Source organism: Streptosporangium amethystogenes (assembly GCF_000721075.1).
Lineage (GTDB): Bacteria > Actinomycetota > Actinomycetes > Streptosporangiales > Streptosporangiaceae > Streptosporangium > Streptosporangium amethystogenes.
This window is the reverse complement of sequence record NZ_JOEQ01000053.1, coordinates 1-23,251: the sequence shown is the minus strand read 5'-3', so window position 1 is coordinate 23,251 and position 23,251 is coordinate 1. Positions and strand designations below refer to the sequence as shown.

Here is a 23,251-nt window from a genome sequence, read left to right as displayed (position 1 = left end):
CCGCGCTACAGGGATCTGCCCCACTCGACCTCACACCCCGAAACCCCACACCCGGAACACGGACCGTCCGGAGTTGAGCCGAGCCGCCACCGGCAGGCCAGTTCCTGGAGCATTTCCGCAAGGGAGGCGTAGTCCGGTTCGCGCCGCAGCCACCATTCGGCGAAAGACCGGCCGTACTGCTCGAAGGCCGTCTTGTGGATCGGGGCGGGGTCCTGGACCGGCTTCAGCCCGAAGTGCTCGTCCAGCCAGGCGAGATACTCGCGGTGGCCGTCGGTGTGATCCTCCTCCTCAAGTTCGATACCGTCGATGTGGGTGCCGTCGAGAGTGAGAACCCGCAACAGATCACGCAGGTTGGGCGCCTCGATGAAGATCTCACCCTCGTCTCCGCAGAAGATTACGGGCAGGGTGGCGAGGTCCTCCCGGTCGTCGCACCGCCACAGAGCGTACAACGAAGGGGCACCAGTGGCGTAGGCGAAGAAAATCAGCCGCTCCTTGAGCTCCGGATCGTCAAGACCACTGATCTCTCTGCCGTAGTCGACCAACTTGAAGTCACGCGCGTAGGCTCGGCCTTCGAGCCGGTCCTGAAATTCCTTGAGCAGATTCAGCTCAGGGATGGGGGAGTACGCGTCGCTCATGGAGCCTCCGTATGCCGGCGGGCACCCGGCCGTTCTCGGACCTCGTCAAGGTCTTTTCTCATCAGCGTCGCCCCCTGCCCGCGCGTAGCCCTGTCGCGTCGGGCAGAAGGGCCGCGGATGAGGCTAGAGGCCGGCACTGGAGAACCGCTTGTAGATCATTGGGACGCCCCGGCCGCAAGTGACCGCTGTCGGCGAGAACCGCCCACCGGAACGACCATCACGCAGAGCCACGTTGAGGTTCGTCACGCTGTCCCGGACAGTGGCCTCTTCACCGCGTCTGAAAGCTACGGCTTGACGTTTTACGCAGATCGGATGTCTGCGGCCTTCCGGTCCCTGGCCGGATGCTCCTCCTGCTGAGCTACGTTCCGTCACGCGTCCGGGCCGGTTGGCGTGGGCCGTACCGGACGCGCCGCGGGCCTGCCGACCGGGCGGGGGTCGCCACTCCCCTCGCCGAGTCCCAGTCCCATGGCCCTCTTCTTTCAGGGCGGAGCCGCAGCGGGGACTCGAACCCCGTCCTGCCGGGTGGAAGCCGGCTGCCTTACCGGTTCGGCCTCTGCGGCGTGTCTCCCAGGAATCTCCCGGGGGTGAATCCTTCCGCGCCCCCCGGAAGGGGAGCTCGAACGAATTCGCGTTCAACGTGCTGCACTGTGCAGTTGTCCATCGTGGAAAACAGCCGTCCGGTCACCGCCGGGAAAGCGGTCGTACCCGGCCGGGGAAATGAAGAAGCCGCCTGCGACGGGGTCTCTGGCGGCTCGACGGTTTCCCTTTCGGGATTTATCCGCCTGACCGCCCTGGGACCTGACCGAGACTGTTGAGCAGGGAGGACATGAGGAACTTCAGCTGCCAGACCGGCGATGCACCGTGGTTCACGGCCTCTCCTTTCCCTGAGCAGGGGCGGGTGCCCCTGCCTTTGTTCATTGAAGGGCAAAGCCGGCCTCGGCGCCAATGATTTTTATCGGGGTTTATTTCTGGCGGTGGCTTCCGCGATCGGTGCGGAATTCACCTCTCCCCCCTCACCCGTGGCCCCGAGCCGGCCGGGTGGCGGCCGGCGGTGCCCTCGGCTCAGCCATGTCGCGGTTGTGGAGGGAGTGCGGGTTCACGCATGATCAACGGAAGGGACCGATCTCATGGGAGTGATATGGCATTTCATCCGAACCTTGATCCCGGACTGGCCGCCGCCCTTGAGGCGAATCCTCTGCCGGTCGCGGACCTCGGTGCCCTACGGCTGGAGGACCTGCCAGGCATCCGTCTCCAGCTGAGCGCGGCGCGCGCCGCGATGGCTCCGCTCCCGCCGGACGAGCGGGTCACGATCGAGGACCGGACGGTGCCGGGCCCGGACGGCGACCCCGACATCCGGCTACGTATCTACCGGCCGGCCGGGCGGCGGGAAGCCGTTCCCTGCCTGTACTGGATCCACGGCGGCGGGATGATCCTCGGCGGGGTCGAGATGGAGGACGCGCGCCTCAACGACTACGTCGCCGAACTGGGATGCGTGATCGTCTCGGTCGACTACCGGCTGGCTCCCGAGCACCCGGACCCGGCGCCGGTCGAGGACTGCTACGCGGGTCTGGTGTGGACCGTCAAGAACGCCGCCGAACTGGGGGTGGACCCGGACCGCATCGCGGTGGGCGGGATCAGCGCCGGAGGCGGTCTGGCCGCCGGAACCGTACTGCTCGCCCGCGACCGGGGCGGCCCGGCCCTGGCGTTCCAGCTACTGATCTGCCCGATGCTGGACGACCGCAACACCACCCCGTCCAGCCTGGAGTTCGCCGAGGCGATCGTGTGGAACCGGGCGGCGAACCTCCTGGGCTGGAAGGCCCTGCTGGGTGAGCGGGCGGGCGGCGAGGACGTCTCCCCGTACGCGGCCCCGGCCAGGGCGGCCGACCTATCGGGCCTGCCCCCGGCGTACGTCGACGTCGGTGAGCTGGAGGTCTTCAGGGACGAGTGCGTCGACTACGTCCTGCGGCTGGTTCAGGCGGGTGTCTCCACCGAGTTCCATCTCTACCCGGGCGCCTTCCACGGCTTCGACGGGATGCTCCCGCAGGCGGAGATCAGCCGCCGCGCCTCCGCCGAGCGGGTGGTCGCGCTGCGCCGGGCCCTGTTCGGCTGACGGTACGCCCGGAGCCCGCCCTCCGCCCTCGCGGAGGGCGGGCTCACCCCAGGGGGTCCGCCTCCCCGGGCGGCGAAAGGAGCGCCGGCGCGTGCAGGAGGGCGTCGCGCTCGCCCGCGGCGCGTCTCAGCATGTGGCGGCAGATCCCGCAGATGCCGGAGAACTCCCGCTCCGCGAGGTCGCGGTAGCGGGGCAGGACGGTCAGCGCCTCCGTACTTCCACCGCGGTTCACCAGCGCTGGTGGACCTGGGGGCGGATCAGCTCGTCATAGATCTCCCGCACACCCTGGAGAGTGGCCTCGGGCAGCGCGTCGAACGCGGCGGCGGCCGCGTTGGCACGGGCCTGGACGGGGTTGCGCGCACCGGGGATGACCACGGAGACGCCGGGCTGGTCGATGATCCAGCGCAGCGCGAACTGCGCCATGGTGATCTGGGGCGGCACCAGCGGGGCCAGGCGGCGCACCGCCTCCAGGCCGGTGGCGTAGTCGACCCCGGAGAACGTCTCACCGACGTCGAAGGACTCGCCGTGCCGGTTGAAGGTGCGGTGGTCGTCGGCGGCGAAGACGGTGGACTCGTCGTACTTGCCGGACAGCAGGCCGCTGGCCAGCGGGACACGGGCGATGACGCCGACCCCGGCCGCGGCCGCCGCCGGGAGCACTCTCTCCAGCGGCTTGAGCCGGAAGGCGTTGAGGATGATCTGAACGGTGGCCACGTTCGGCCGGGCGATCGCGGTCAGCGCCTCCTCGCAGGTCTCCACGCTCACCCCGTAGGCGGCCACGCGGCCCTCCCCCACGATGGTGTCGAGCGCGTCGAAGACCTTGTCCGAGGAGTAGACCGGGGTGGGCGGACAGTGCAACTGCACCAGGTCGAGGGTGTCGACACCGAGATTTGCCCGGGAACGGTCGGTCCAGGCCCGGAAGTTGTCCAGGGTGTAGGCGGACGGCTCCTGGGCGACGCGGCGGCCCATCTTGGTGGCCACGGTCAGTCCGGGCCTGTCCTTGATCAGCTGCAAGACGATCTGCTCGCTGCGCCCGTCGCCGTACACATCGGCGGTGTCGACGAAGGTGACCCCGGCGTCCACGGCGGCGTTGAGGGTGGCCAGCGCCTCGTCCTCACCGACCTCACCCCAGTCGGCCCCCAACTGCCACGCGCCGAGTCCGACGACGCCGATGTTCCTGCCGGTTCTACCCAATTCACGCTTCTGCACATCGGCGATCGTAGTCCGCGCGACGCGGTGGGATCGCCCTCGTCCGGGGCGGAGCGGTCCCGGCCGCCCCGCCATGGGCGATTCTCACCAAACGGGCTTGAGGCGCCGCCTACTCCGGCGTCTTCGACACCACACGGGCGTCAGGCCCAGGAAAGACGAGGCTCTCGTGCTGGTCGTCCTCCCAGCGGACCACGTAGGGCGGGCTTCCGTCCTGGTGATGGAGCTCGACGATGAACCCGACCTTGCGGGGGTCGCCGCTGTGGGCCCCCTCCACGATCAGCTTGTCACCTACGGTTGCCTTCACTGTGGCCTCCTGGATCACAGGTGCCGGTTCTCCGGGCATCCCTCTCCTCCCATGGCATCATCCCGCGGCGCATACGTCCAGGTGGGAGGCATATTGAGGCGGCCGGACGGTTCAGTCGGCCGCGGAATTCCCCCATCTGAGCCGACACTGAGATAGTGAGGTCATGCACGCACTCGACGTTCTCGGTGACCCCGTCCGGCGCCGGATCCTGGAGTTGCTCGCCGACGGCGAGCGGGCGGCCGGCGAGATCAGCGCCGTGGTGCAGGAGGAGTTCGGGATCTCCCAGCCCGGCGTCTCGCAGCACCTGCGCGTGCTGCGAGACAACGGGTTCGCGACCGTGCGCGCCCAGGGAACGCGGCGCCTGTACGCCGTCGACCCCGCCCCGCTGCGGGAGGTGGACATGTGGCTCGACCGCTACCGGCACTTCTGGACCCAGCGCCTCGACGCGCTGGGCACCGAGATCACCCGGGGAAAGCGGGAGCGCCGCACCGGAGAGGCCCGCTGAGGCCGTCTCCGCCCCGGGGGCCGCAAAGACACACGGGCGTAACGGAGGGCGAGACGACATCTCTATTGACGGAACCTTTGGCACCGGTCTAGCGTGGCGGGAGAACCACCAGCCGCAGGAGAGAACCATGACCCAGGTAGCCGTGCCAGGCTTCGGGTCCAGCCTGCCCTGTCCCAGGGATCCGATGCGGATCCGCCCGCCGCGCAAGGGCCTGCGCCCAGGTACCGCCGCCGGGGATCCGCAGACCCCCTTCTGACCCTGGCGTCGCGGCGGGCTCCGCCGCACGACCGGTTCGTGCGGCCTCTCCCGTCGCGTTCCCGCCCGGATCACGTGTACCGCCCCGGCGAGCACTTTCTGAGACGACCCCGAGCACTCGGAGCGCATCATGACCACAGACCTTTCCTCATCCCCCATCACCGGCCCCTCCGCCTGGCGCGGTGACGAACTGGCCGGAACGACCGAGTGGATCTACCTTCTCAGCGACGCCGAGCGCGAGGAGCTGGAGACCCTCGGCCGTCGGTTCGTCGAGGACGACCCCGACCTGCGCGACGTGACCGCGGAGAGCTACCCGCTCGTCGCCGCGCGCGGCATGATCGAGGAGTGCGCGCGGCAGATGGACGCCGGGCGCGGCTTCATCCTGGTCCGCGGCCTGCGCACCGACGAGTACGGCGACACGCTGGCCGGCGCGATCTTCTTCCTGATGGGCCTGCACCTCGGCACGCCGATGGAGCAGAACCAGCTCGGCAACGTGCTCGACCACGTCATCGCGACCTCCAACAAGACGCTCGACGACCCCGGAGCGCTGCCGTCGCGGGTGCGCGACCGGCTGCCCTTCCACTCCGACAGCTCCGACGTGGTCGCGCTGATGTGCCTGCGTGCCTCCAAGGAGGGCGGCTCCAGCAGCCTGGTGAGCGGCACGACGATCTACAACGAGATCCTGCGCCGCCGCCCCGACCTCGCTCCCCTGCTGTTCGAGCCCTGGCACTGGGACTGGCGGGGCCAGGACCCCGACGCCATCTCGAACACCTACGTCTCCCCGATCTGCAGCTACGTCGACGGGGTCTTCAGCACCTACGCGGGCAGCACGATGATCTTCTCTGCCCAGAAGTACCCCGGTGTGCCGCCGCTCACCGAGGCACAGATCGAACTGCTGCACCTCTACGACGAGATCAGCCAGGAGCAGGGTCTCGCGATCGACATGGACTTCCAGCCGGGCGACGTCCAGTGGCTGCTGAACTACGCCGCCCTGCACTCGCGGACCGGCTACGTCGACTGGCCCGAGCCGGAGCGCCGCCGGCACCTGCTGCGCCTGTGGCTCAAGCGCGACGTGGGCCGCCCGCTCGTGGAGGGGTTCGGCAAGAACGTCGTGAAGGCGAGGGGCGAGGAGGACAAGAAGCCGCTGCCGGGCGGCAGCTTCCGCATCGCCGAGGCGGTTGTGCCCAACCAGGACTGGGGCAACTGACCCGCGCCATACCGAAGAGACGGCCGGTGGGATTCCTCCCCACCGGCCGTCTCGCGTTCGGGGCCTTCGACGACGCCCAGAAAGCCCTCAGGGGCCCACCGGAGCCCGTTCCGGCGCTGACGGGCCCCCGGCGCCCACCAAACCCTCACGGGCGATTTAGGAACGTTTGTAAGCTTGATCGGCCTAAAGGGCGTTTAGGGTCAGGTGTCGAGTTGCCGCCGTACCTCGCCGCTGTCCCAGTAGTCGGTGCGGTGCGCGATCAGGCCGTCGGCGTCGACCCGGAACCTGAACACCCCGCGCACCACCACCGGCCTGCCGCCCGCCGAGGCCAGCCGGAACGACATCCGGTAGGCGAGCGACGCACGGTCGCCCTCGACGAGGAGGTCCTCGATCTCGTAGCGCAGGTCCACGAAGTCGGCCAGGAAGCCGGTGAGGTTGGCGCGGTAGCCGTGCCTGCCGGTCACGCTCCGCCCCAGGGCCGAGGTGTGCTCGTTGACGAAGTCCTCGCTCACGCAGGCCGCGACCGCATCGGCGTCGTGCGCGTTGAGCGCCTCGACGTACCGTGCGACCGCGGCCCGGGTGAGCTGTCCGCTCAGGAGGGGTTCGCCCACAGCTTGCGCACCGTGTTGAAGACCTGCTGGTTGTGGGAGATCTCGATGACGTTGCCGTCAGGGTCCTTCAGCGCGCAGATGTAGCCGACCGGGTCGGGCATGTCGCGCGGCTCCCAGTGCAGGCAGTCCAGCGCGCGCGCCCGCTCGGCGATGCCGTCCACGTCGGTGCGCTCGGGCACCTCGATGCCGATGTGCGCGAACGGTGTCAGCAGCCCCAGCTGCCCGCCCTTGTCCTTGTTGAACGAGACGAGCACCAGGACCATCGGGGTCTCTACCTGCTTGTCGTTGGAGAGCCAGGCGCTCTCACCGTCGGCGTCGCGGAAACGCTCGACGACCACCAGCGGCGTCAGCGACGTGTAGAACTCGATCGCCTTGTCGAGATCGCCGGTGGGCAGCGCGACGTGGGTCCATCTCGCCTGGGTCAGATCACTCATTGATTCCTCCGAATATCATGCGTTTCACTGTGGATGGTCATCGGGGCCCGGCCTGGGCCCTGTCGTCAGGTGGACCCCCGTTCGAAGGGTTGGCCGAGCGCCCTGGGTTCACGGTTCTGGTTCGCGAAGAACAGCATCGCCAGCAGCGCGAGCAGGTACGGCGCCACCACGAGCAGCTGCGAGTTCATCGTCAGGCCCAGCGCCGGCAGCGCCAGGCGCATGGCGTCGGCCAGGCCGAAGAGCGCGCAGCCGATCAGGGTCCGCCGCAGCCGCCAGGCACCGAAGATCACCGCCGCGATGACGATGTACCCGCGCCCGGCGGTCATGTTCTGGTTGAACGAGCCGACCTCGCCGACCGCCAGGTACGCGCCCCCCAGCCCGGCCAGCGCACCGCACCACAGCAGCGCCTGGCGGCGGCGCAGGTTGACCCGGATACCGGTGACGTCGGCGGCCTGGGGCTGCTCGCCGACCGCCCGCAACTCCAGGCCCCACCTGCTGCGTTCCACCAGCCACCAGGTCAGCGGGACGAGGACGATCAGCAGGTAGACCGGCCAGCGCTCGACGAACAGCGGGTGGCCGATCAGCGGGATGTCGCGCAGCCAGGGGATGCTGACCTGCGACACCTGGTGCGACTCGAACGAGCTGACCGTGATCAGGTAACTGGTCAGCCCGAGCACGAGGGCGTTGAGCACCAGTCCGATCACAAAGGTGTTGATCTCCAGCCGGTGCGAGAGGTTGCCGTGCACGAACCCGATCAGGAGCCCGATCAGCACGCCCGCGACCAGTCCGGTGGTGGCACTGCCGGTGGCGCTGGCCGTGGCGACCGAGCCGAACGCGGCGCCCAGCATCATCGCCTCGACGGAGATGTTCATGGCGCCGGCCCGCTCGGCGAGGTACTCCCCACACGCCGCGAAGGCCAGCGGAATGGTGAGCCTGATCCCGCTGGACAGGATGGTGGAGATGTCGTCTACGGCGATCACAGCGCGGCCCCCTCTGCGACGGGCGCGGGCCGGTGCTCGGCGCGCGCGGTACGGACACCGGCCCTGCGACGCCGGATCATGGCGACGATGACGGGCGGAGCGACGAAGGCCAGCACCAGCAGGGCCTTGACCACGTCCACGAGGAACGGGGGCACGCCGGTCGCGGCGAGGAAGCCGCCACCGGAGCGCAGCACACCGAAGAGCAGGGCGACGGGTATGGTCAGCAGCGGCCGGTTACGCGCGACCAGGGCCACCAGCATGCCGTCCCAGCCGATGTTCATCGCTATGCCCGACTGAAGCCGGTTGACTCCCACCGGGCTGGTCAGCAGCACGGCCCCGGCCAGACCGGCGAAGGCGCCGGAAATGGCCAGTGCCATACCGCCCAGCGCGTTGACGCGCACCCCCGCGTGCTTGGCGGCGAGCGGGTTGAGGCCGAGCATCGTGAGCCGGAACCCCCACCGGGTGCGGGCGAGCGCCACCGCGACCAGCACGGCGCCGACCAGTGCCAGCAGCAGGCCCCCGTTGACCTGAAGGTTGGGGTACTCACCGACCGAGCCGAGCAGCGCGCCGGCCGGCAGCGGGTTGGACTGCGGCGAGACGATGGCATCCCCGATCCGCGACTCCTGCAGCAGCCACGACGTGTTCACCGCGAACGCGACGAGCTGCTGGGCAATGAAGATCATCAGGAGCGTGCTGACCACGATGTTGACGCCACGGATCCGGTACATCAGCGAGCTGAGGGCGGCCCAGGCGCCGCCCGCCAGCGAGGCGGCCAGCAGGACGATCACCAGCAGCAGCGGCCCCGGGACCGCCAGGCGCAGGCCGACCCAGGCCCCGAAGAGGGCGCCGATCAGCACCTGGCCCTCCTGGCCGATGTTGAACGTGCCCGATCGGGCACTGACGCAGGCGCCCACGGCGACCAGCAGCAGCGGTGCCGCGTACAGCAGCGTGGAGGTCCAGGCCGTCCAGTTGGCCATGCTTCCCTGGAAGAGCGCCTGCACCGACGCCAGGGGAGATCCCCCGGTGACCGCGATCAGCAGTGACGACAGGGCGAGCGCCACGAGCACGCCCACGACGGTCGCCAGGCCGGTCTGCCAGCCGCCCGCACTCGGGGTGAGGAAGGCCAGCAGGCGACGCCCGGAGGTGTCGTCCGTGCCGGGGGCCGGATGGGGCTTTCGCCCAGGCCTCTGGGGGGAGTCCTGGCGGAGGTCCTCACGGACTTCGTTCACGCGGCCACCCCGCCCACCAGCATCCCGAGCCGCTCGGCGGTGGCCTCCCCGGTGGAGAGCACACCGGTGATCCTCCCGGAGGAGATCACCGCGATCCTGGAGGAGAGCGCCATGACCTCCTCCAGTTCGGTGGATATCAGCAACACGGCCACTCCTCCTGACGCGACGTCACGCAGTCGCCGGTACATGTCCTCGATGGCACCCACGTCCAGCCCGTGCGTGGGCTGCGCGGCGACCAGCACGAGTGGTCCCGCCGAGAGTTCACGGGCGAGCACGACCCGCTGCTGGTTGCCTCCCGACAGGCTGCGCACCGGGGTGTCCATCGACGGGGTGACGATGTTGAACTCGGCAGCCAGGCGGCGGGCCACCTCGTGCGTCTTCCTGCGGCTGACGAACGCGCGGCCGCTCACGGCGTTCAGCGACTTCATGACCAGGTTCTCGGCGACGCTCATGTCCAGCACCACCCCGGACGCGTGCCGGTCCTCCGGCACGATGCCGAGTCCGGCCGCGTGCAGCGCCCCCGGGCGGTTCAGGTCCACCGGCCTGCCGGAGATCTCGACAGAACCGGAGTCCGGCAGGACGAGCCCGGACAGCACGTCGCCCAGGTTCGACTGGCCGTTGCCCTCGACCCCGTACAGGCCGACGATCTCGCCGGGGGCGACGTCCAGGTCGAGGTCGGACAGCACGCGCACCCCGTCGACGGTGACGGTCAGGCCGCGCAGCCGCAGCGCGGCCACCGAGGTCTCCACCTTCCCCGTTCCGGATTCACCCGTCCGCGGGGGCTCGACCGGCAACAGGCCGAGCGCCGCGGCCTCGCTGCCCAGGGAGACCTCCCTGCCCACCATCTGGCGGGCCAGTTCCTGCGGCCCCGTCTCCGCGGTCGCGCTCTGGAAGACGACCTTCCCCTTGCGCAGCACGGTCACCCGGTCGGTGGCCGCGGTGATCTCCGCCAGCTTGTGGCTGATCAGGATGACCGCGCGGTTCTCCGAGCGGACCACGTGACGCAGCACGCCGAACAGCTCGGCCGACTCCGCCTGGGTCAGCACGGACGTCGGCTCGTCGAGGATGAGCACCGACGGATCCCGGCGCAGGCATTTGATCAGTTCGACCCGCTGCCGCTCGCCCGCGGAGAGCCGTTCGACCTTGGCCAGCGGGTCGATCGGCAGGCCGTAGCGCTGCGAGACGTCTCGCACCTGGTCGCAGGCGGCGCCCTTGTCGATCTTCCCGGTGTCCCCCAGGATGACGTTCTCCCAGACCGTCAGCGGATTGATCAGACTGAAGTGCTGGTGCACCATACCGATACCGAGAGCCACGGCCTCCTGTGGGCTGCCGATGTCGACGGGCCCGTCATGATGCAGGATGGTCCCGGCGTCCCGCTGGACGAGGCCCAGCAGGATCTTCATGAGCGTCGACTTTCCGGCCCCGTTCTCACCGAGCAGACCGTGGATCTCGCCCTGGTGCACGGCGAGATCCACGGCGTCGCAGGCGACGACCGGACCGTAGCTCTTGCTGATTCCCCGCAGCCGCAGCGCGGGCGCCGATGGCGGGGTGAGCTCCCTCGCCCGTTCGTCCTCTGTCATCTCAGGAACCGAGCCTCTTCACTTCCGCCTTGGTGTCGATCTTCTTGCTACCGACATCGGCGATGAAGGCCGCGAGCTTCTCGTTCTGCTCGGGGGTCCCGTTACAGATCTTGACAGTCGGGAACGGGTCGACGCCGAGCGTCCAGACCTTCTCCACGCCCATCCGCAGCTTCGCGGTGGCGAGTTCCTCCAGCGCGGCCTTGAAGTAGTCTCCGGGGCTGAAGAGCACCGAGATGTCGAACTTGGGCTTGGTGGAGTCGCACCGGTCGGTACCGGGGGTGAGGGTGAGGACCCCGTTGGCGTTGGCCAGCTCCGCCGCCGCGTCGGTGGCGCCGCCGAGGTAGGGGTAGATGACCTTGACACCCTGGCTGATCTGCGCCTGGGTGGCCTCCTTGGCCTTGGCGGAGTCGTTGAGGTCTCCGCTGTAGGTGGTCGTCAGCGTGGCCTCCGGAACCACCAGCCGGATTCCGGCCTTGAACGCGGCGGACGCGGTGACGGTGAAGTCGGCCTCGGGGCCGGTCACGAACCCGGCCTTGGTGTCGCCGTTGTCCTTCATGATCAGGCCTGCCGCATACCCCGCGGCCAGCATGCTCTGGTCGGCCTGGTCGGTGGAGAGCATGATCTTCGGGGTCTGCAGGATGTTGTCGGCGGACGGCACGTACCAGGCGGTGTTCGCGCACACCGGCTCCTCCGAGGCCGGGATCGCGTCCCGGAGCTCCGAGGCTCCGAGGGCCACCATGTCGACCTTCTGCTGGCAGAGCGCCCGCGCGGCGTTGAGCGCCTCGCTGGTGTTGACGCTGCCGCGCTTGATGATCGTCCAGCCCTTCTCCGTGGCGAACGCCTCCGCCGTGTCGACGAAGCTCTGGTAGTAGCCCTTGTCGTTGATGTCACCCGGGCTCAGCACCCCGATGACGACCTTGCCGTCGCCGTTGATGTCCGGCTGACCCGGCAGCACGCCGCCTTCGGTCTTCGCGCTCGCGTCGGCCGGGGCGGGGGTCGCCGCCTGGGGCGCGGTGGCGTCGTTGCTCGCGCACCCGGCGAGCGCCAGCGCGCTCAGGCAGGCGGTCACTGCGGCCGTGGCCCGGCCCCTTCGATAGTATGCGGCCATGACGATCCTCTCGATCTGAATGCTCGCGCACCGCCCACGGTGCGGCGAGTGGGGGATGAATCTTGGTCGCCGACGGGGGTAGGGGCTTTAGCGGAGCCCCTCCCCTGCCCGCGCGGCAGGTCAGGCGAGCACCTCCTCGCCACCCGGCAGGTCGGCGTAGGCGATGCGGTCCTGGTTGAAAATCGACTCCGGCGACGCCGCGACGAACCAGGGAAAGCCCATCCTGCCGACCGCGTGCACCTTGGTCGGATCGATCCTGGTGGGAGACGCCATGATCGACTCGTCCACCGTTATGCAGACCACCTCGGCCAGCACGATGTGCACACCCGAGAAGCAGGAGGACGAATCCCCCCGGTCGATGACCTCGCGCACCCGGCATTCCAGGTGCGCCGGGCTGTCGGCCAGCGACGGGGGCCGGACGACCTGCGACGGCACGGTCCGCCAGCCGACGAGGTCGGCCTCGTCGACGCCCGCCGGATACTCCCTGGCCACCGTCTCGATGTGGTCGGCCAGGGCGGTCGTGGTCACGTTGATCACGAACTCACCCGAGGCGTTCAGATTCACCCAGCTGTCCTTGGGCTCGTCCGTCGCCTCCCGGACCGAGCCCACCGTGATCGCGACCAGCGGAGGCTCCCCGGAGACCGGCATGTAGTAGCTGAACGGGGCGACGTTCACGCCGCCCTTGGCGTCCAGCGTGGTGATCATCGCGATCGGGCGCGGCACGACGAGCTGGGAGAGCAGCCCCTGCTTCTGCGCCGGCGTCCTGTCTGCGAGATCGATGATCCTCATCCGCGTACTCCTTGGATGTACTCTTCCGCCGACAGGGCCTGCCAGCGGTGGGGAACGTCGATGCCGGTCCTGCGGAGCAGCGCGGCGGAACGTGCCTGCGCCTCCTCCGAGAGGGCTTCGAGATCGACGGTGGTGATCCGGCGGTCGCGCACGACCACCTGACCGTCGACGAGGACATCCCGGACCGTGTGGCTCGGGGCGCCCCAGACAAGGTGGGTCGCGAGATCACCGCGCGGGACCCAGACGGGGTCCCGGGTGTCCAGGACCACGAGGTCCGCGGCCTTGCCGACCTCGATCGAGCCGACGAGGTCGCCCAGGCCCACCGCAGCGGCGCCGTCGACCGTGGCCAGCGCGAACACCTGGTCGGCGCGGAGGACGGGCTGCGCGTCGCGGTCGCGCTCGAGCGCGGCCAGCAGCCACGCGGCCCGCAACAGGTCGGGCACGTCGCCCGCGTTGTGGGAGTCACACCCCAGGGCGACCCTGCCGCCTCGGCGTACGAGCTCGGCGTGCCGGCCGGCGCGGGTGTAGCCCTGGCCGAGGCGCAGGTAGGCCCCGGGGCAGGATGCCACCGCGGTCCGCGTCTCGACGAGGGCGTCCAGCTCCGCGTCGTCGAGCCAGACGGCGTGGCCGAGCACCAGCCTCGGGCCCAGCACGCCCAGCTGCTCGAAGTGGAGCACCGGCCGCCTGCCCGCGCGCCGTGCGTAGGCGTGCACGTCCGCCTCGCCCGGCGAGATGTGCCAGGTGAGGCCGACGTCCAGCCGCTCGGCCAGCTCGGCGGCGCCGGTGAACAACTCGTCGCTCGCCAGGTCGTGCCCCACCAGGGTGACCCAGCCGGTGACGGTCCCGCCCGGCGGCAGCGCGCGTACCGTCTCCTCCTGCAGGGCCAGGGTCTCGGCCGCGGGCAGCGCGTGAAGGGCGCCGGGCGTGTCCCAGCCCCACCGGCCGACCCGGCCGCGGATACCGGCCGCCCGGAGCCCCGCCGCCACCCGCAGCGGATGGGCGACGGTGCCCGGCTCCAGGACGGTGGTGACCCCGCGCAGGAGCGACTCGGCGGCGGTCAGGGTGGCGGACAGCTCGTCGTCGTCACCGGTGACCTTGCCGTGCAGCGGGACGATCCAGTCGAAGATCGCCTCCTGGGAGTCGATGTCGTCCGGGATCATGCTGCGCACCAGCGGGTCGGCGGTGGTGTGCTGGTGGGCGTTGATCAGGCCCGGGATGACGACGCAGCCGCCCGCGTCGAGTTCGGCGGCGCCTGGGAAGTCCTTCCGCAGGACGGCGGCGGGACCGATCGCGGCGATGCGCCCGCCGGCTACGGCGACGGTGGCGCCGGTGACCACCTCGCGGCGTGGCGACATCGTCACCACGTCCCCGCCGACGATCAGCAGAGTGGCGTCATGCCCCGCTCGATCCGGCCGCTCCGCCCGCTTCTCCGTCATGGCCGCACCAGCACCCTGCCGACCAGATCGCGCGAGCGCTCCAGCCCGAAGCTCTCGTGCAGGTCCTCCAGGCCGCACTCGGCGGCGCGGAGGGTGCGCATGCCTCCCGCGAAGTACGCGTCGAGCATGGCGGTGAAGTCGGCCGGGGTGTAGGCGCCGGCGCCCAGCAGGCGGAGTCCCCGGTGGTAGATCTCGGCGAGGGAGAGGGAGACCTGGTCACCGCTGGTGTTGCCGAAGGTCACCAGCCTGCCGCCGATCCGCAGGCAGTTCAGCGAGTGCCGCCAGGTGGCGGCGCCCACGTGGTCGAGGACGACGTCGGCGCCCCTGCCGCCCGTGTAGTCGCGGACCGCGTCGGCTATCGGGGCGTCGTTGCGCACCAGCAGGTCGGCACCGAGCCCGGCCGCGACGGCGAGCTTCTCGTCGCTGCCGGCCACGGCCACCACCCGGGCGCCGGCCCGCTTGGCCAGCTGGACGGCGGCGATGCTGACGGAGCCGGCGGCGCCCTGGATCACCACGCAGTCGCCGGCGGTCACCTTCCCGACGGCGTAGGTGGCGTTCCAGGCGGTGCTCCACGGGGTGGGCAGCGCCGCGGCCTCGTCGAGGTCGACGTGGTCCGGCACCGGGTGCGCCAGGTTGGCGGGGACCGCCACGAACTCGGCGTAGCCGCCCGGCATGTTCCCGCCGATGACCCGCAGCCGGGCGCAGTGGCCGCGCTCACCGGCCAGGCAGTTCGGGCACGATCCGCAGCCCACCGTAGGATCGACCACGACCCGGTCTCCGGCCGTCAGGCCGGTGACCGCCGATCCGGTCGCCGCCACGCGGCCGGCGATGTCCATGCCGGCGATGTGCGGCAGGCTGAAGCCGGGGAGCACTCCGGGGCCGCGCCGCTGGAGCAGGTCAAGCCGGTTGAGGGCGCAGGCGCCGACCTGGACGACCACATCGAGCGGGCCGGGCTCGGGGTCGGCGACCCGTTGCACGCTCACCGCCTCCGGACCTCCGAAGGCCGTCTGGACCAGTGCTCGCAACTCTAACCCTCCAAGCGATCGTCATTCACGATGGCATCTCGCATTGTGATTTATCGCCCGCAATGCGTCGTACTCTGCCGCCGCTCCGATAGGCCTGTCAATGCCTCTGGAGCCAACTGCCCCGCGCGTCACATGCTTGTTACATGCGGGTCGCGTGGCGTGAATATGTGCAGGTTGGAACGCTGCCATTTAACAGCCGCTCCGTCGCTGCCACGTTCATTCCACGGATGACCGGTCGAGCAGGCGTACCGCGACAGCCTTCTCCTGCGTGTACTCCCGCATGGCGGCGTACCCGCCGCCGCGGCTGAAGCCGCTGTCCCTCTGCATGTTGAAGGGGAAGCCGATGACCCCGGCGTCGGCGAACTGGTTGACCGAGACCTGCCCCGAGCGCACCTCCTGGGCCAGGCGCAGCGCCCGGGAGACGTCGCTGGTCCAGATGCACGCCAGCAGGCCGAAGTCGGTATCGTTCATCATCTCCACCGCCTGCCGGGCGCCGGAGAACTCCTGCACGGCGAGCACCGGGCCGAACACCTCCTCCCTGGACAGCCGGGAGCGCGGGTCCACGCCGTCGAAGAGCGACGGCTGGACGAACCAGCCGCCGTCCGCCCGCCGCTCGGGACCGCCCCCGGTGACCAGGCGGGCACCCTCGGCGGGGGCACTCTCCAGGAAGCCGAGCACCCGGCGGTACTGCGCCTCGTTGACCAGCGGCCCCATGTCGAGGTCGGCGTCCCACGGGCCGATCCGCACGGCGCGCATCGACTCCGCCACCCGCTCCACGACCTCGTCCCTGATGGACGCCTCGACCAGCAGCCTCGACCCCGCGTAGCAGTTCTGCCCGGCGTTCTCGGTGATGGAGCCCACGATCGCCGGGATCGCGACGTCGAGATCGGCGTCGGCGAAGAGCACATTGGGCGACTTGCCGCCCAGCTCCAGCTTGACCGGCACCAGGTTGTCCGCCGCGGCCCGCATGATCGCGCGGCCGGTGGTCGTGGAGCCGACGAAACTGATGTGGTTCACACCGGGATGTGAGGTGAGCGCGGCACCGGCGTCGGCGCCGACTCCGGCGAGCACGTTGAGCACGCCCGGCGGGAAACCGGCCCGCCGCGCCAGTTCCGCCAGCGCGAACGGCGCCAGCGGCGCCACCTCCGAGGGCTTGAGCACCACCGTGTTGCCCGCGGCCAGCGCGGGGGCCACGTTGGCCGCGGTGAGCACGGCCGGAACGTTCCAAGGGATGATGACCGCGCAGACGCCGTACGGCTCCTGCAGGGTGTAGCCAAGGTAGTCGGGGGTGCGGGTGGGAAGGGTAACGCCGGTCAGCTTGTCGGCGGCGCCCGCGAAGTAGTCGATGATGCCCTGGGTGATGAAGATGTTCATCCGGCCACCCGACAGCGGCTTGCCCACGTCCCGGGCCTCGAAACGGGCGAGGTCCTCGACGTGCTCACCGATCAACTCCGACCAGCGGCGCAGCAGCCTGCCGCGCTCGGAGGCCGAGGTCGCGGCCCAGCCGGGAAAGGCCCGCCTGGCGGCCTGCACGGCGTCGTCCACGTCCGCTCGGCCCGCGCAGGCCACCGTCTGGACGGTCTGGCCGGTGGCGGGGTCTGCGACGCGGAGCTCGCCGGCGTCACGAGCGGCTGCCCACTCTCCGTCGATCAGTTGCTGGGCGGAAGGGATCAGAAGTTCGGCCATGTCGGAATCCTTGACCCCCCTTGTTCTGCATGTCAAGATGCCATCTCGTTTTATGAAAATAGCTGTGGAGGATCCGTGCGTATCACCGCCGCCGTTCTGGAAACCACCGGAGGGTCCTTCGCCCTCCGGGAGGCAGAACTCGAAGAGCCCCGCCCCGACGAGGTGCTGGTCCGGGTGAGCAGCACCGGCATCTGCGGCACCGACCTGGAGTTCGCCACCTTCTTCCCCACCCCCGCGGTGCTCGGCCACGAGGGTGCCGGGATCGTGGAGCGGGTCGGCTCGCGGGTGACCTCGGTGGCCCCCGGTGACCACGTGGCGATGAGTTTCACCTCCTGCGGGGCCTGTCCCCTCTGCCTGACCGGCTCCCCCGCCTACTGCCGGAGCTTCGACGCCCTCAACTTCGGCGGCAGGCGGCCCGACGGCTCCTCTGCGCTCTCCCTGGACGGCGCGCCGGTCAACGGCCACTTCCTCGGGCAGTCGTCCTTCGCCACGCACGTCGTGGCGACCGAGCGCGCCGTCGTCCCCATCGACAAGAACATCGACCTGACCCATGTCGGCCCGTTCGGCTGCGGCCTGCAGACCGGTGCGGGCGGGGTGTTCAACGTGCTGCGCCCGTCCCCCGGCTCCTCGATCGCCGTCTTCGGGGCCGGCGCGGTGGGGGTCGCGGCGATCATCGCGGCGGCGATCAGCGGCTGCTCGGTCGTCGCGGCGGTCGACGTCAACGCCGCCAAACTGGAGGCCGCCCGCTCCTACGGCGCGACGCACACGGTCGACTCCTCCGTCTCGGACTCGGCCGAGGCGCTGCGCGAGATCGCACCGCACGGCTTCGACTTCGTCATCGACACCACCGGCCGCCAGGACGTGCTGCGCACCGCCGTCGAGGCGCTCGGCCCGCTCGGCCGGTGCGGCGTGATCGGCGTCGGCCCCAGCCAGGAGATGAGCTTCGACTGGCGCAGCATCCTCAACGGGCGCACCGTCACCGGAATCATCGGCGGCAGCAGCCTTCCCCAGGTGTTCCTGCCCAGGCTGCTTGATCTGTACGTCGCGGGACGGTTCCCGGTGGACAGGATGATGACGTCCTACCCCTTCGAGCAGATCAACGAGGCGATCGCCGACCTGCGCGCCGGTAGGACCGCGAAGGCCGTCCTGACCTTCTGAACTCCCGGTCCTCGCCGGAGACCGTGTGACATCGCTGCGATATGCGAGACATTGTCTCGTGATCCGTGCGTGAGTAGACTTCCGGCACCCAGACACCCAGTGGCGCGGCTGGGCAACACCGCGCATCGTTCGTATGGATATGGGGCCTGTGCGCCATGACCCAGCAGATTGACTTCGACCACCACTCCGCGGCGTGCACCGCGGACCCGGTCGCCTACTACGACTCCTTTCGCGAGCAGTGCCCGGTCGGCCGGACCACGAGCCACGGCGGCTTCGTCTACACGACCCGCTACGCGGACGTGACCAGGATCGCCCGAGACGACGACACCTTCTCCTCCTCCAGGGCCTCTTCGGGCGAGGACCGGGTCGCGATCGTCATCCCCAGCGGACCGGGCCTGGAGCAGTACCCGATCGAGTTGGACCCTCCACAGGCCACCGAGTACCGCGACCTGATCAACCCCCTGCTCACCCCGGACGCCGTCGACCGGCTGCGGCCGATGATCGCCAGGCACGCCACGCGTGTCGTCGACGCGTTCGTCGAGCACGGCTCGGCGGACTTCGTCCGTGATCTGACCAATCCGCTGCCCGCCGCGGTCACCCTGGACTGGCTGGGCTTCCCCGAGGAGGACTGGGCCCGGCTGGCCGGGCCGATCCACGACATCTTCGCCGCGCCCGCCGACAGTGACCGGGCCCGCAAGGGCGCCGAGGGCCTCGCCTACATGGAACGGCGGATCCGCGAGATCATCCGGCAACGCCGGGCCGAACCCACCTCGGACGCGACGAGCGTCCTGGCCGCACAGCACCGTCCCGACGGCACCCCGTACGGCGAGGACGAACTGGTGTCGATGATCGGGCTGCTCATCGCGGGCGGTGTCGACACCACCACGTCGCTGACCGGCAGCGTCCTCGTGCACCTGAGCCGCCACCCCGAGCAGCGGCGCCGCCTGATCGAGTCGCCCGACCTGCTCGACACGGCCACCGAGGAGTTCCTCCGGGCGTTCGCCCCCTCGCAGTCCATGGCGCGCACCGTACGCGCCGACACCGAGATCGGCGGGTGCCCGGTGCGGGCCGGCGAGCGCGTGCTGATCCCGTGGGTCGCCGCCAACCACGACCCGGCCGTCTTCCCCGACCCCGCCGAGGTGCGCCTGGACCGGGACGCCACCAGGCACCTCAGCTTCGGCATCGGCACGCACCGCTGCGCCGGCGCTCACCTGGCCCGCGCCATGTTCCGCGAGATGATCACCCAGGTGCTGACCAGGCTGCCCGAATTCCAGGTGCTCGAAGACGGGCTCGTCGCCTACCCCACGCGGGGGAACCAGTCCGGCTGGGACGCGATCCCCGCGATCTTCCCACCGGGACCCCGGCTGGGTGCCGGATCCGCGCCCGGCACCCAGTCGGCCTTCACCTCTCCTTTCAACAAGGCCGCCTCCTTCGAGGCGGTCGTCACCCGGGCCGAGCCGGTCGCCGACGGTGTGCTGGCGCTGACCCTCGCCAGGGCGGGCGGCGGCGAACTGCCCGCCTGGGAGCCCGGCGCGCACCTGGAGTTCCGCCTGCCGTCGGGCCGCCTCCGGCAGTACTCCCTGTGCGGCGACCCCGGACAGCGGGACAGTTACCGGGTGGCGGTGCTGCGCGAGGAGAACGGCCGCGGCGGCTCGGCCGAGGTGCACGAGATCGCCCGTGAGGGCGTCACCGTCGGCGTGCGGGGACCGCGCAACCACTTCCCGCTGGTGGCCGCCGAGGACTACCTGTTCATCGCCGGGGGTATCGGCATCACCCCGATCCTGGCCATGGCCCGCGCCGCCGCCCGCCGGGGCACCCCCCTGCGCGCCGTCTACGGCGGGAGATCCCGCACGTCCATGGCCTTCGGCGACGAACTGGTGGAGTGCGCGGGTGAGCGCGCGGAGCTGATGCCACAGGACGAGTTCGGCCTCCCCGACCTGGACGCGATCCTGTCCTCGGCGGGGCCGGCCACCGCGATCTACTGCTGCGGCCCGTCCGGGATGATCGAGGCCGTTGAGCGGGCCTGCGCGCGCCTGGGCATCGGCGACCGGCTGCATGTCGAGCGCTTCACCGCCGGGGACGCCCCGGAGGTGGTCTTCGATCCGGCGGCCAACACCGCCTTCGACGTCCACCTCGCCAGGACAGGGCGGACCGTGCGGGTCGAGCCCGACCGGCGCCTCATCGAGGCGATCCGCGAGGTCGCCCCCGGCCTCTCCTACGACTGCGAGAAGGGATACTGCGGAGCCTGCGAGACCCGGGTGCTCGCGGGAACGCCCGAGCACCGCGACTCGCTGCTGACCGCAGAGGAGCGGGAGGCGGGCCGGACGATGATGATCTGCGTCGGCCGCTCGTCGTCACCCCGCCTGGTCCTGGACCTCTGACGGCCCGGCGAGACCCGCAGGAAGCGAGGAGCGGGGGCGGAGGAGGAATCACCCGCGGGTGCCCCGCCTCCGTCCCTCGCACCTGTACCGCTCGCGCGGATCCGTCATACGATGCCGCACATGCCGAACATCGGACCCGTGGAGCTGCTGGTCGTCGCCATCCTGTTCGCGATGGTCCTGGTGATCATCGTCGGGATCGTCATGGCCGCCAGGAAGGGCGACCAACCTCCCATGCCCATGCCCATGCCGACGCCCATGCCCACCCCGCAGGGGCTGCAGGAGCTCGTCACCGGCCTGGTCCGCGCGGGACGCAGAATCGAGGCGATCAAGGAGCTGCGCGGCCGCACCGGGCTCAGCCTGCGGGACGCCAAAATGACCATCGACGGGGTGGTCATGGGACACGATCTGTGGAGTCAGCCCGCCATGGCCCGCTTCAAGCCCGCCCAACCCACCGCTCTGCCGCACACCGGCGCCGCGGGCCCCGACCTGGCCACCCGGGTGCGCGAACTCAAGGCCGCCGGCCGCGCCGAGCAGGCGGTCTATCTGGTACGCGGCGAGACCGGCATGGGCGAGCACGAGGCCGAACTGTTCGTCGAAGCACTCTGAATCCGGGGCCCGAACGACCATCTGGAGCGGTGACCTGCCGCTTCATCCCGCCCGCACGCGGGATCCGACGTCGGTGACGGACCACTAGCCCGTCGTGCCGAGCACGCCGTTGGGGTCGAGCACGAACTTGGACGCGGCGCCCTGGTCGAAGTCCTCGTACCCCTGGGGTGCCCGCTCCAGCGGGATCGGCACCGCGTTGACCGCCTTCGCGATCTGCACCCTGTCGTGCAGGATCGCCTGCATCAGGTAGTAGTTGTAGCGCATGACGGGGCACTGGCCCGTGGTGAAGGAGAGCGACTTGGCCCAGCCGAGGCCGAGCCGGATGGAGAGCGACCCCTGCTTCGCCGCCTCGTCGTGGGCACCCGGGTCACCGGTCACGTACAGGCCCGGAATGCCGAGCGCGCCGCCGGCGCGGGTGATCTCCATGAGCGAGTTGAGCACGGTGGCCGGGCGTTCCTGCCCCGCGTCCGCGCCGTGGCCACGTGCCTCGAAGCCGACCGCGTCGACGCCGCAGTCGACCTCCGGCACGCCGAGGATCTGCTCGATCTGGTCCTTGGGCTCGCCCCGTGACACGTCGACGGTCTCGCAGCCGAAGCTGCGGGCCTGTTCCAGGCGGTCCTTGTTCAGGTCGCCGACGATCACCGCGGCGGCCCCGAGGAGGAACGCCGAGACCGCCGCCGCGAGCCCGACCGGGCCCGCGCCCGCGATGTAGACGGTCGATCCCGGCCTCACCCCGGCGGTGACACAGCCGTGGAAGCCGGTCGGGAGGATGTCGGTGAGCATGGCCAGGTCGAGGATCTTCTCCATCGCCTGGTCCCTGTCCGGGAACTTGAGCAGGTTCCAGTCGGCATAGGGCACCAGGACGTACTGGGCCTGCCCGCCGACCCAGCCGCCCATGTCGACATAGCCGTACGCCGAACCCGGCTGGTCGGGGTTGACGTTCTCACAGATCCCGGTCTTGCCCTCCTTGCAGTTGCGGCAGCGGCCACAGGAGATGTTGAAGGGCACCGAGACGAGGTCGCCCACCTTCGTGAACTCCGCGTCCGGACCGACCTCCACGACCTCTCCGGTGATCTCGTGGCCGAGGACGAGACCGATGGGCGCGGTGGTACGGCCACGGACCATGTGCTGGTCGCTGCCGCAGATGTTCGTCGCGACGGTCTTGACGATCGCCCCGTGCGGCACCTTGCGGCCCACGTTGGCGGGGTTGACCCCCGGGCCGTCCTTGAGCTCGAACTCGGGATAGTCGATGTTCTGGACTTCCACCTTGCCCGGCCCCTGGTAGGAGACGGCTCTGTTGCTCGGCATGACGTCCTCCGTGTTCCCTCGTGGCGCCCTTCCGCGTGATGCCCGGTGGAGCAGCCGGTCGTCGTCCGCGAGGGGAACTGCGAGGAGGCCGTGACGGCCGAAATCCGGGCCGGAGACAATGGCTCTCTGTCCGCTTTCCACCATATACCCGCTGTTTTCGGCGTCACCCTGAGAGCCGTTTTCCGAACGTCAGCGCCGCCAGAGTGCTGAGGACGAGCGATCATCTCCGCGACCGTGCGCACGATCACGGTCGGATCGGCCAATCCGCGCAAGCGCTGGGATCCCGATCGGCTCGGCTTCGAGTGGAAGGAGACCCCGAACAGCCCTGAGACCGTACCGGGAGAGGATTCACACGAGGCCATACTCGAAGATCTGCTCCTCAGCCGGCGCCAGGCCCGTCCGGCACGGGAAACGCACGAGCCCCCGGCCAGGTGTTCCTGGCCGGGGGTTCGTGCACGGCGGTGGGATCAGGCGGGGGCGGCGAAGTCCTCGGGGCCGAAGACGCGCAGCACGTCGGCCTCACCCTCCCAGCCCGCCCAGTGATCCCGGTGGATCTTCAGGAAACGGGAGGTCCACTCGACGGCCTCCTCCTTCGAGCGGACCTGGTAGAGCGCGTAGCTGATCAGTTCCTTCGCCTCGGCGAACGGGCCGTCGGTGACGCTCAGCCTGCCGGCGGTGATCGTGACCCGCGCGCCCTG

23 protein-coding genes and 1 tRNA gene are annotated in these 23,251 nt (G+C 70.2%); 7 read left to right on the top strand and 17 right to left on the bottom strand.

Going from position 1 to position 23,251, the window contains the following annotated elements; translation table 11 throughout:
- Window positions 1-5 precede the first annotated feature (5 nt).
- Window positions 6-635, bottom strand: a complete 630-nt coding sequence (locus IG98_RS0140570; protein ID WP_051753560.1) for a hypothetical protein — start codon at window positions 633-635, stop codon at window positions 6-8.
- A gap of 488 nt (window positions 636-1,123) precedes the next feature.
- Window positions 1,124-1,195, bottom strand: a tRNA-Gly gene (locus IG98_RS0140565).
- A gap of 578 nt (window positions 1,196-1,773) precedes the next feature.
- On the opposite strand from IG98_RS0140565, the gene IG98_RS0140560 reads away from it, so the two are divergent.
- Window positions 1,774-2,745, top strand: coding sequence for an alpha/beta hydrolase (locus tag IG98_RS0140560; protein WP_030925283.1), 972 nt, complete (start codon window positions 1,774-1,776; stop codon window positions 2,743-2,745).
- Between the two features lie 43 nt (window positions 2,746-2,788).
- Here IG98_RS0140560 and IG98_RS0140555 read toward each other — a convergent pair whose 3' ends face one another.
- From IG98_RS0140555 to IG98_RS0140545, 3 genes are all read right to left on the bottom strand, one after another.
- Window positions 2,789-2,977: a hypothetical protein gene (locus tag IG98_RS0140555; RefSeq protein ID WP_030925280.1), complete on the bottom strand. Its 189-nt coding sequence runs from the start codon at window positions 2,975-2,977 to the stop codon at window positions 2,789-2,791.
- The gene (locus tag IG98_RS0140550) at window positions 2,974-3,951 is read right to left on the bottom strand and encodes an aldo/keto reductase (RefSeq protein ID WP_030925279.1); all 978 of its coding nucleotides are present in this window, start codon (window positions 3,949-3,951) and stop codon (window positions 2,974-2,976) included. Before IG98_RS0140550 ends, IG98_RS0140555 begins: the two co-directional genes overlap by 4 nt.
- A gap of 109 nt (window positions 3,952-4,060) precedes the next feature.
- On the bottom strand, window positions 4,061-4,255 hold the full coding sequence (locus IG98_RS0140545) for a DUF1918 domain-containing protein (protein WP_030925275.1): 195 nt from the start codon (window positions 4,253-4,255) through the stop codon (window positions 4,061-4,063).
- Window positions 4,256-4,418: 163 nt separating this feature from the next.
- Here IG98_RS0140545 and IG98_RS0140540 point away from each other — a divergent pair, with 163 nt between their 5' ends.
- From IG98_RS0140540 to IG98_RS0140535, 3 genes are all read left to right on the top strand, one after another.
- A complete protein-coding gene (locus IG98_RS0140540) occupies window positions 4,419-4,760 on the top strand; it encodes an ArsR/SmtB family transcription factor (protein WP_030925273.1) in 342 nt (113 codons plus the stop codon).
- Window positions 4,761-4,887: 127 nt separating this feature from the next.
- Window positions 4,888-5,016 (top strand): hypothetical protein, encoded by a 129-nt coding sequence (locus IG98_RS54515; RefSeq protein WP_281178601.1) that lies wholly within the window; start codon window positions 4,888-4,890, stop codon window positions 5,014-5,016.
- Window positions 5,017-5,145: 129 nt separating this feature from the next.
- Window positions 5,146-6,222 (top strand): TauD/TfdA family dioxygenase, encoded by a 1,077-nt coding sequence (locus tag IG98_RS0140535; protein WP_030925271.1) that lies wholly within the window; start codon window positions 5,146-5,148, stop codon window positions 6,220-6,222.
- Between the two features lie 200 nt (window positions 6,223-6,422).
- On the opposite strand, the gene IG98_RS0140530 is transcribed toward IG98_RS0140535, so the two are convergent.
- The 10 genes from IG98_RS0140530 to IG98_RS0140485 form a co-directional block, all read right to left on the bottom strand.
- Window positions 6,423-6,833 carry an ester cyclase gene (locus tag IG98_RS0140530; RefSeq protein ID WP_245651921.1) on the bottom strand — a complete coding sequence of 137 codons (411 nt, stop codon included), beginning with the start codon at window positions 6,831-6,833 and terminating at the stop codon, window positions 6,423-6,425.
- Window positions 6,815-7,267 carry a VOC family protein gene (locus IG98_RS0140525; RefSeq protein ID WP_030925267.1) on the bottom strand — a complete coding sequence of 151 codons (453 nt, stop codon included), beginning with the start codon at window positions 7,265-7,267 and terminating at the stop codon, window positions 6,815-6,817. The genes IG98_RS0140530 and IG98_RS0140525 overlap by 19 nt, the downstream gene beginning before the upstream one ends.
- A gap of 65 nt (window positions 7,268-7,332) precedes the next feature.
- Window positions 7,333-8,247 (bottom strand): ABC transporter permease, encoded by a 915-nt coding sequence (locus IG98_RS0140520; protein WP_211264320.1) that lies wholly within the window; start codon window positions 8,245-8,247, stop codon window positions 7,333-7,335.
- Window positions 8,244-9,476, bottom strand: coding sequence for an ABC transporter permease (locus tag IG98_RS0140515; RefSeq protein ID WP_211264319.1), 1,233 nt, complete (start codon window positions 9,474-9,476; stop codon window positions 8,244-8,246). Before IG98_RS0140515 ends, IG98_RS0140520 begins: the two co-directional genes overlap by 4 nt.
- Window positions 9,473-11,056, bottom strand: a complete 1,584-nt coding sequence (locus tag IG98_RS0140510; protein WP_030925258.1) for an ABC transporter ATP-binding protein — start codon at window positions 11,054-11,056, stop codon at window positions 9,473-9,475. Before IG98_RS0140510 ends, IG98_RS0140515 begins: the two co-directional genes overlap by 4 nt.
- A gap of 1 nt (window position 11,057) precedes the next feature.
- Window positions 11,058-12,164, bottom strand: a complete 1,107-nt coding sequence (locus tag IG98_RS0140505) for a BMP family ABC transporter substrate-binding protein (protein ID WP_030925256.1) — start codon at window positions 12,162-12,164, stop codon at window positions 11,058-11,060.
- 120 nt (window positions 12,165-12,284) lie between these two features.
- Entirely contained in the window at window positions 12,285-12,953 is a 669-nt protein-coding gene (locus tag IG98_RS0140500; protein ID WP_051753559.1) for a flavin reductase family protein, read from the bottom strand.
- The gene (locus IG98_RS0140495; protein ID WP_051753558.1) at window positions 12,950-14,389 is read right to left on the bottom strand and encodes an amidohydrolase family protein; all 1,440 of its coding nucleotides are present in this window, start codon (window positions 14,387-14,389) and stop codon (window positions 12,950-12,952) included. The genes IG98_RS0140500 and IG98_RS0140495 overlap by 4 nt, the downstream gene beginning before the upstream one ends.
- Window positions 14,386-15,414, bottom strand: coding sequence for a zinc-binding dehydrogenase (locus IG98_RS0140490; protein ID WP_030925249.1), 1,029 nt, complete (start codon window positions 15,412-15,414; stop codon window positions 14,386-14,388). Before IG98_RS0140490 ends, IG98_RS0140495 begins: the two co-directional genes overlap by 4 nt.
- Window positions 15,415-15,630: 216 nt before the next feature.
- Window positions 15,631-17,100, bottom strand: coding sequence for an aldehyde dehydrogenase family protein (locus IG98_RS0140485; protein WP_030925247.1), 1,470 nt, complete (start codon window positions 17,098-17,100; stop codon window positions 15,631-15,633).
- A gap of 75 nt (window positions 17,101-17,175) precedes the next feature.
- Between IG98_RS0140485 and IG98_RS0140480 the strand changes: the two genes are divergently transcribed.
- The 3 genes from IG98_RS0140480 (at window position 17,176) to IG98_RS0140470 (ending at window position 21,245) form a co-directional block, all read left to right on the top strand.
- Window positions 17,176-18,258: an NAD(P)-dependent alcohol dehydrogenase gene (locus tag IG98_RS0140480; protein WP_030925246.1), complete on the top strand. Its 1,083-nt coding sequence runs from the start codon at window positions 17,176-17,178 to the stop codon at window positions 18,256-18,258.
- A 155-nt stretch (window positions 18,259-18,413) separates the two neighbouring features.
- On the top strand, window positions 18,414-20,639 hold the full coding sequence (locus IG98_RS0140475) for a cytochrome P450/oxidoreductase (protein WP_051753557.1): 2,226 nt from the start codon (window positions 18,414-18,416) through the stop codon (window positions 20,637-20,639).
- A 120-nt stretch (window positions 20,640-20,759) separates the two neighbouring features.
- Window positions 20,760-21,245 carry a hypothetical protein gene (locus IG98_RS0140470; RefSeq protein WP_157594795.1) on the top strand — a complete coding sequence of 162 codons (486 nt, stop codon included), beginning with the start codon at window positions 20,760-20,762 and terminating at the stop codon, window positions 21,243-21,245.
- Window positions 21,246-21,329: 84 nt separating this feature from the next.
- On the opposite strand, the gene fdhA is transcribed toward IG98_RS0140470, so the two are convergent.
- Entirely contained in the window at window positions 21,330-22,553 is a 1,224-nt protein-coding gene (fdhA, locus tag IG98_RS0140465) for a formaldehyde dehydrogenase, glutathione-independent (RefSeq protein WP_030925242.1), read from the bottom strand.
- Window positions 22,554-23,020: 467 nt separating this feature from the next.
- The coding region (locus IG98_RS0140460) for a YciI family protein (RefSeq protein WP_030925240.1) at window positions 23,021-23,251 on the bottom strand (231 nt) is incomplete at its 5' end.

Coding starts and splice junctions, on each gene's coding strand:
- IG98_RS0140570 (WP_051753560.1), bottom strand. CDS start 635: ATGAGCGACGCGTACTCCCCCATCCCTGAGCTGAATCTGCTCAAGGAA.
- IG98_RS0140560 (WP_030925283.1), top strand. CDS start 1,774: ATGGCATTTCATCCGAACCTTGATCCCGGACTGGCCGCCGCCCTTGAG.
- IG98_RS0140540 (WP_030925273.1), top strand. CDS start 4,419: ATGCACGCACTCGACGTTCTCGGTGACCCCGTCCGGCGCCGGATCCTG.
- IG98_RS54515 (WP_281178601.1), top strand. CDS start 4,888: ATGACCCAGGTAGCCGTGCCAGGCTTCGGGTCCAGCCTGCCCTGTCCC.
- IG98_RS0140535 (WP_030925271.1), top strand. CDS start 5,146: ATGACCACAGACCTTTCCTCATCCCCCATCACCGGCCCCTCCGCCTGG.
- IG98_RS0140525 (WP_030925267.1), bottom strand. CDS start 7,267: ATGAGTGATCTGACCCAGGCGAGATGGACCCACGTCGCGCTGCCCACC.
- IG98_RS0140510 (WP_030925258.1), bottom strand. CDS start 11,056: ATGACAGAGGACGAACGGGCGAGGGAGCTCACCCCGCCATCGGCGCCC.
- IG98_RS0140505 (WP_030925256.1), bottom strand. CDS start 12,164: ATGGCCGCATACTATCGAAGGGGCCGGGCCACGGCCGCAGTGACCGCC.
- IG98_RS0140500 (WP_051753559.1), bottom strand. CDS start 12,953: ATGAGGATCATCGATCTCGCAGACAGGACGCCGGCGCAGAAGCAGGGG.
- IG98_RS0140495 (WP_051753558.1), bottom strand. CDS start 14,389: ATGACGGAGAAGCGGGCGGAGCGGCCGGATCGAGCGGGGCATGACGCC.
- IG98_RS0140485 (WP_030925247.1), bottom strand. CDS start 17,100: ATGGCCGAACTTCTGATCCCTTCCGCCCAGCAACTGATCGACGGAGAG.
- IG98_RS0140475 (WP_051753557.1), top strand. CDS start 18,414: ATGACCCAGCAGATTGACTTCGACCACCACTCCGCGGCGTGCACCGCG.
- IG98_RS0140470 (WP_157594795.1), top strand. CDS start 20,760: ATGCCGAACATCGGACCCGTGGAGCTGCTGGTCGTCGCCATCCTGTTC.
- fdhA (WP_030925242.1), bottom strand. CDS start 22,553: ATGCCGAGCAACAGAGCCGTCTCCTACCAGGGGCCGGGCAAGGTGGAA.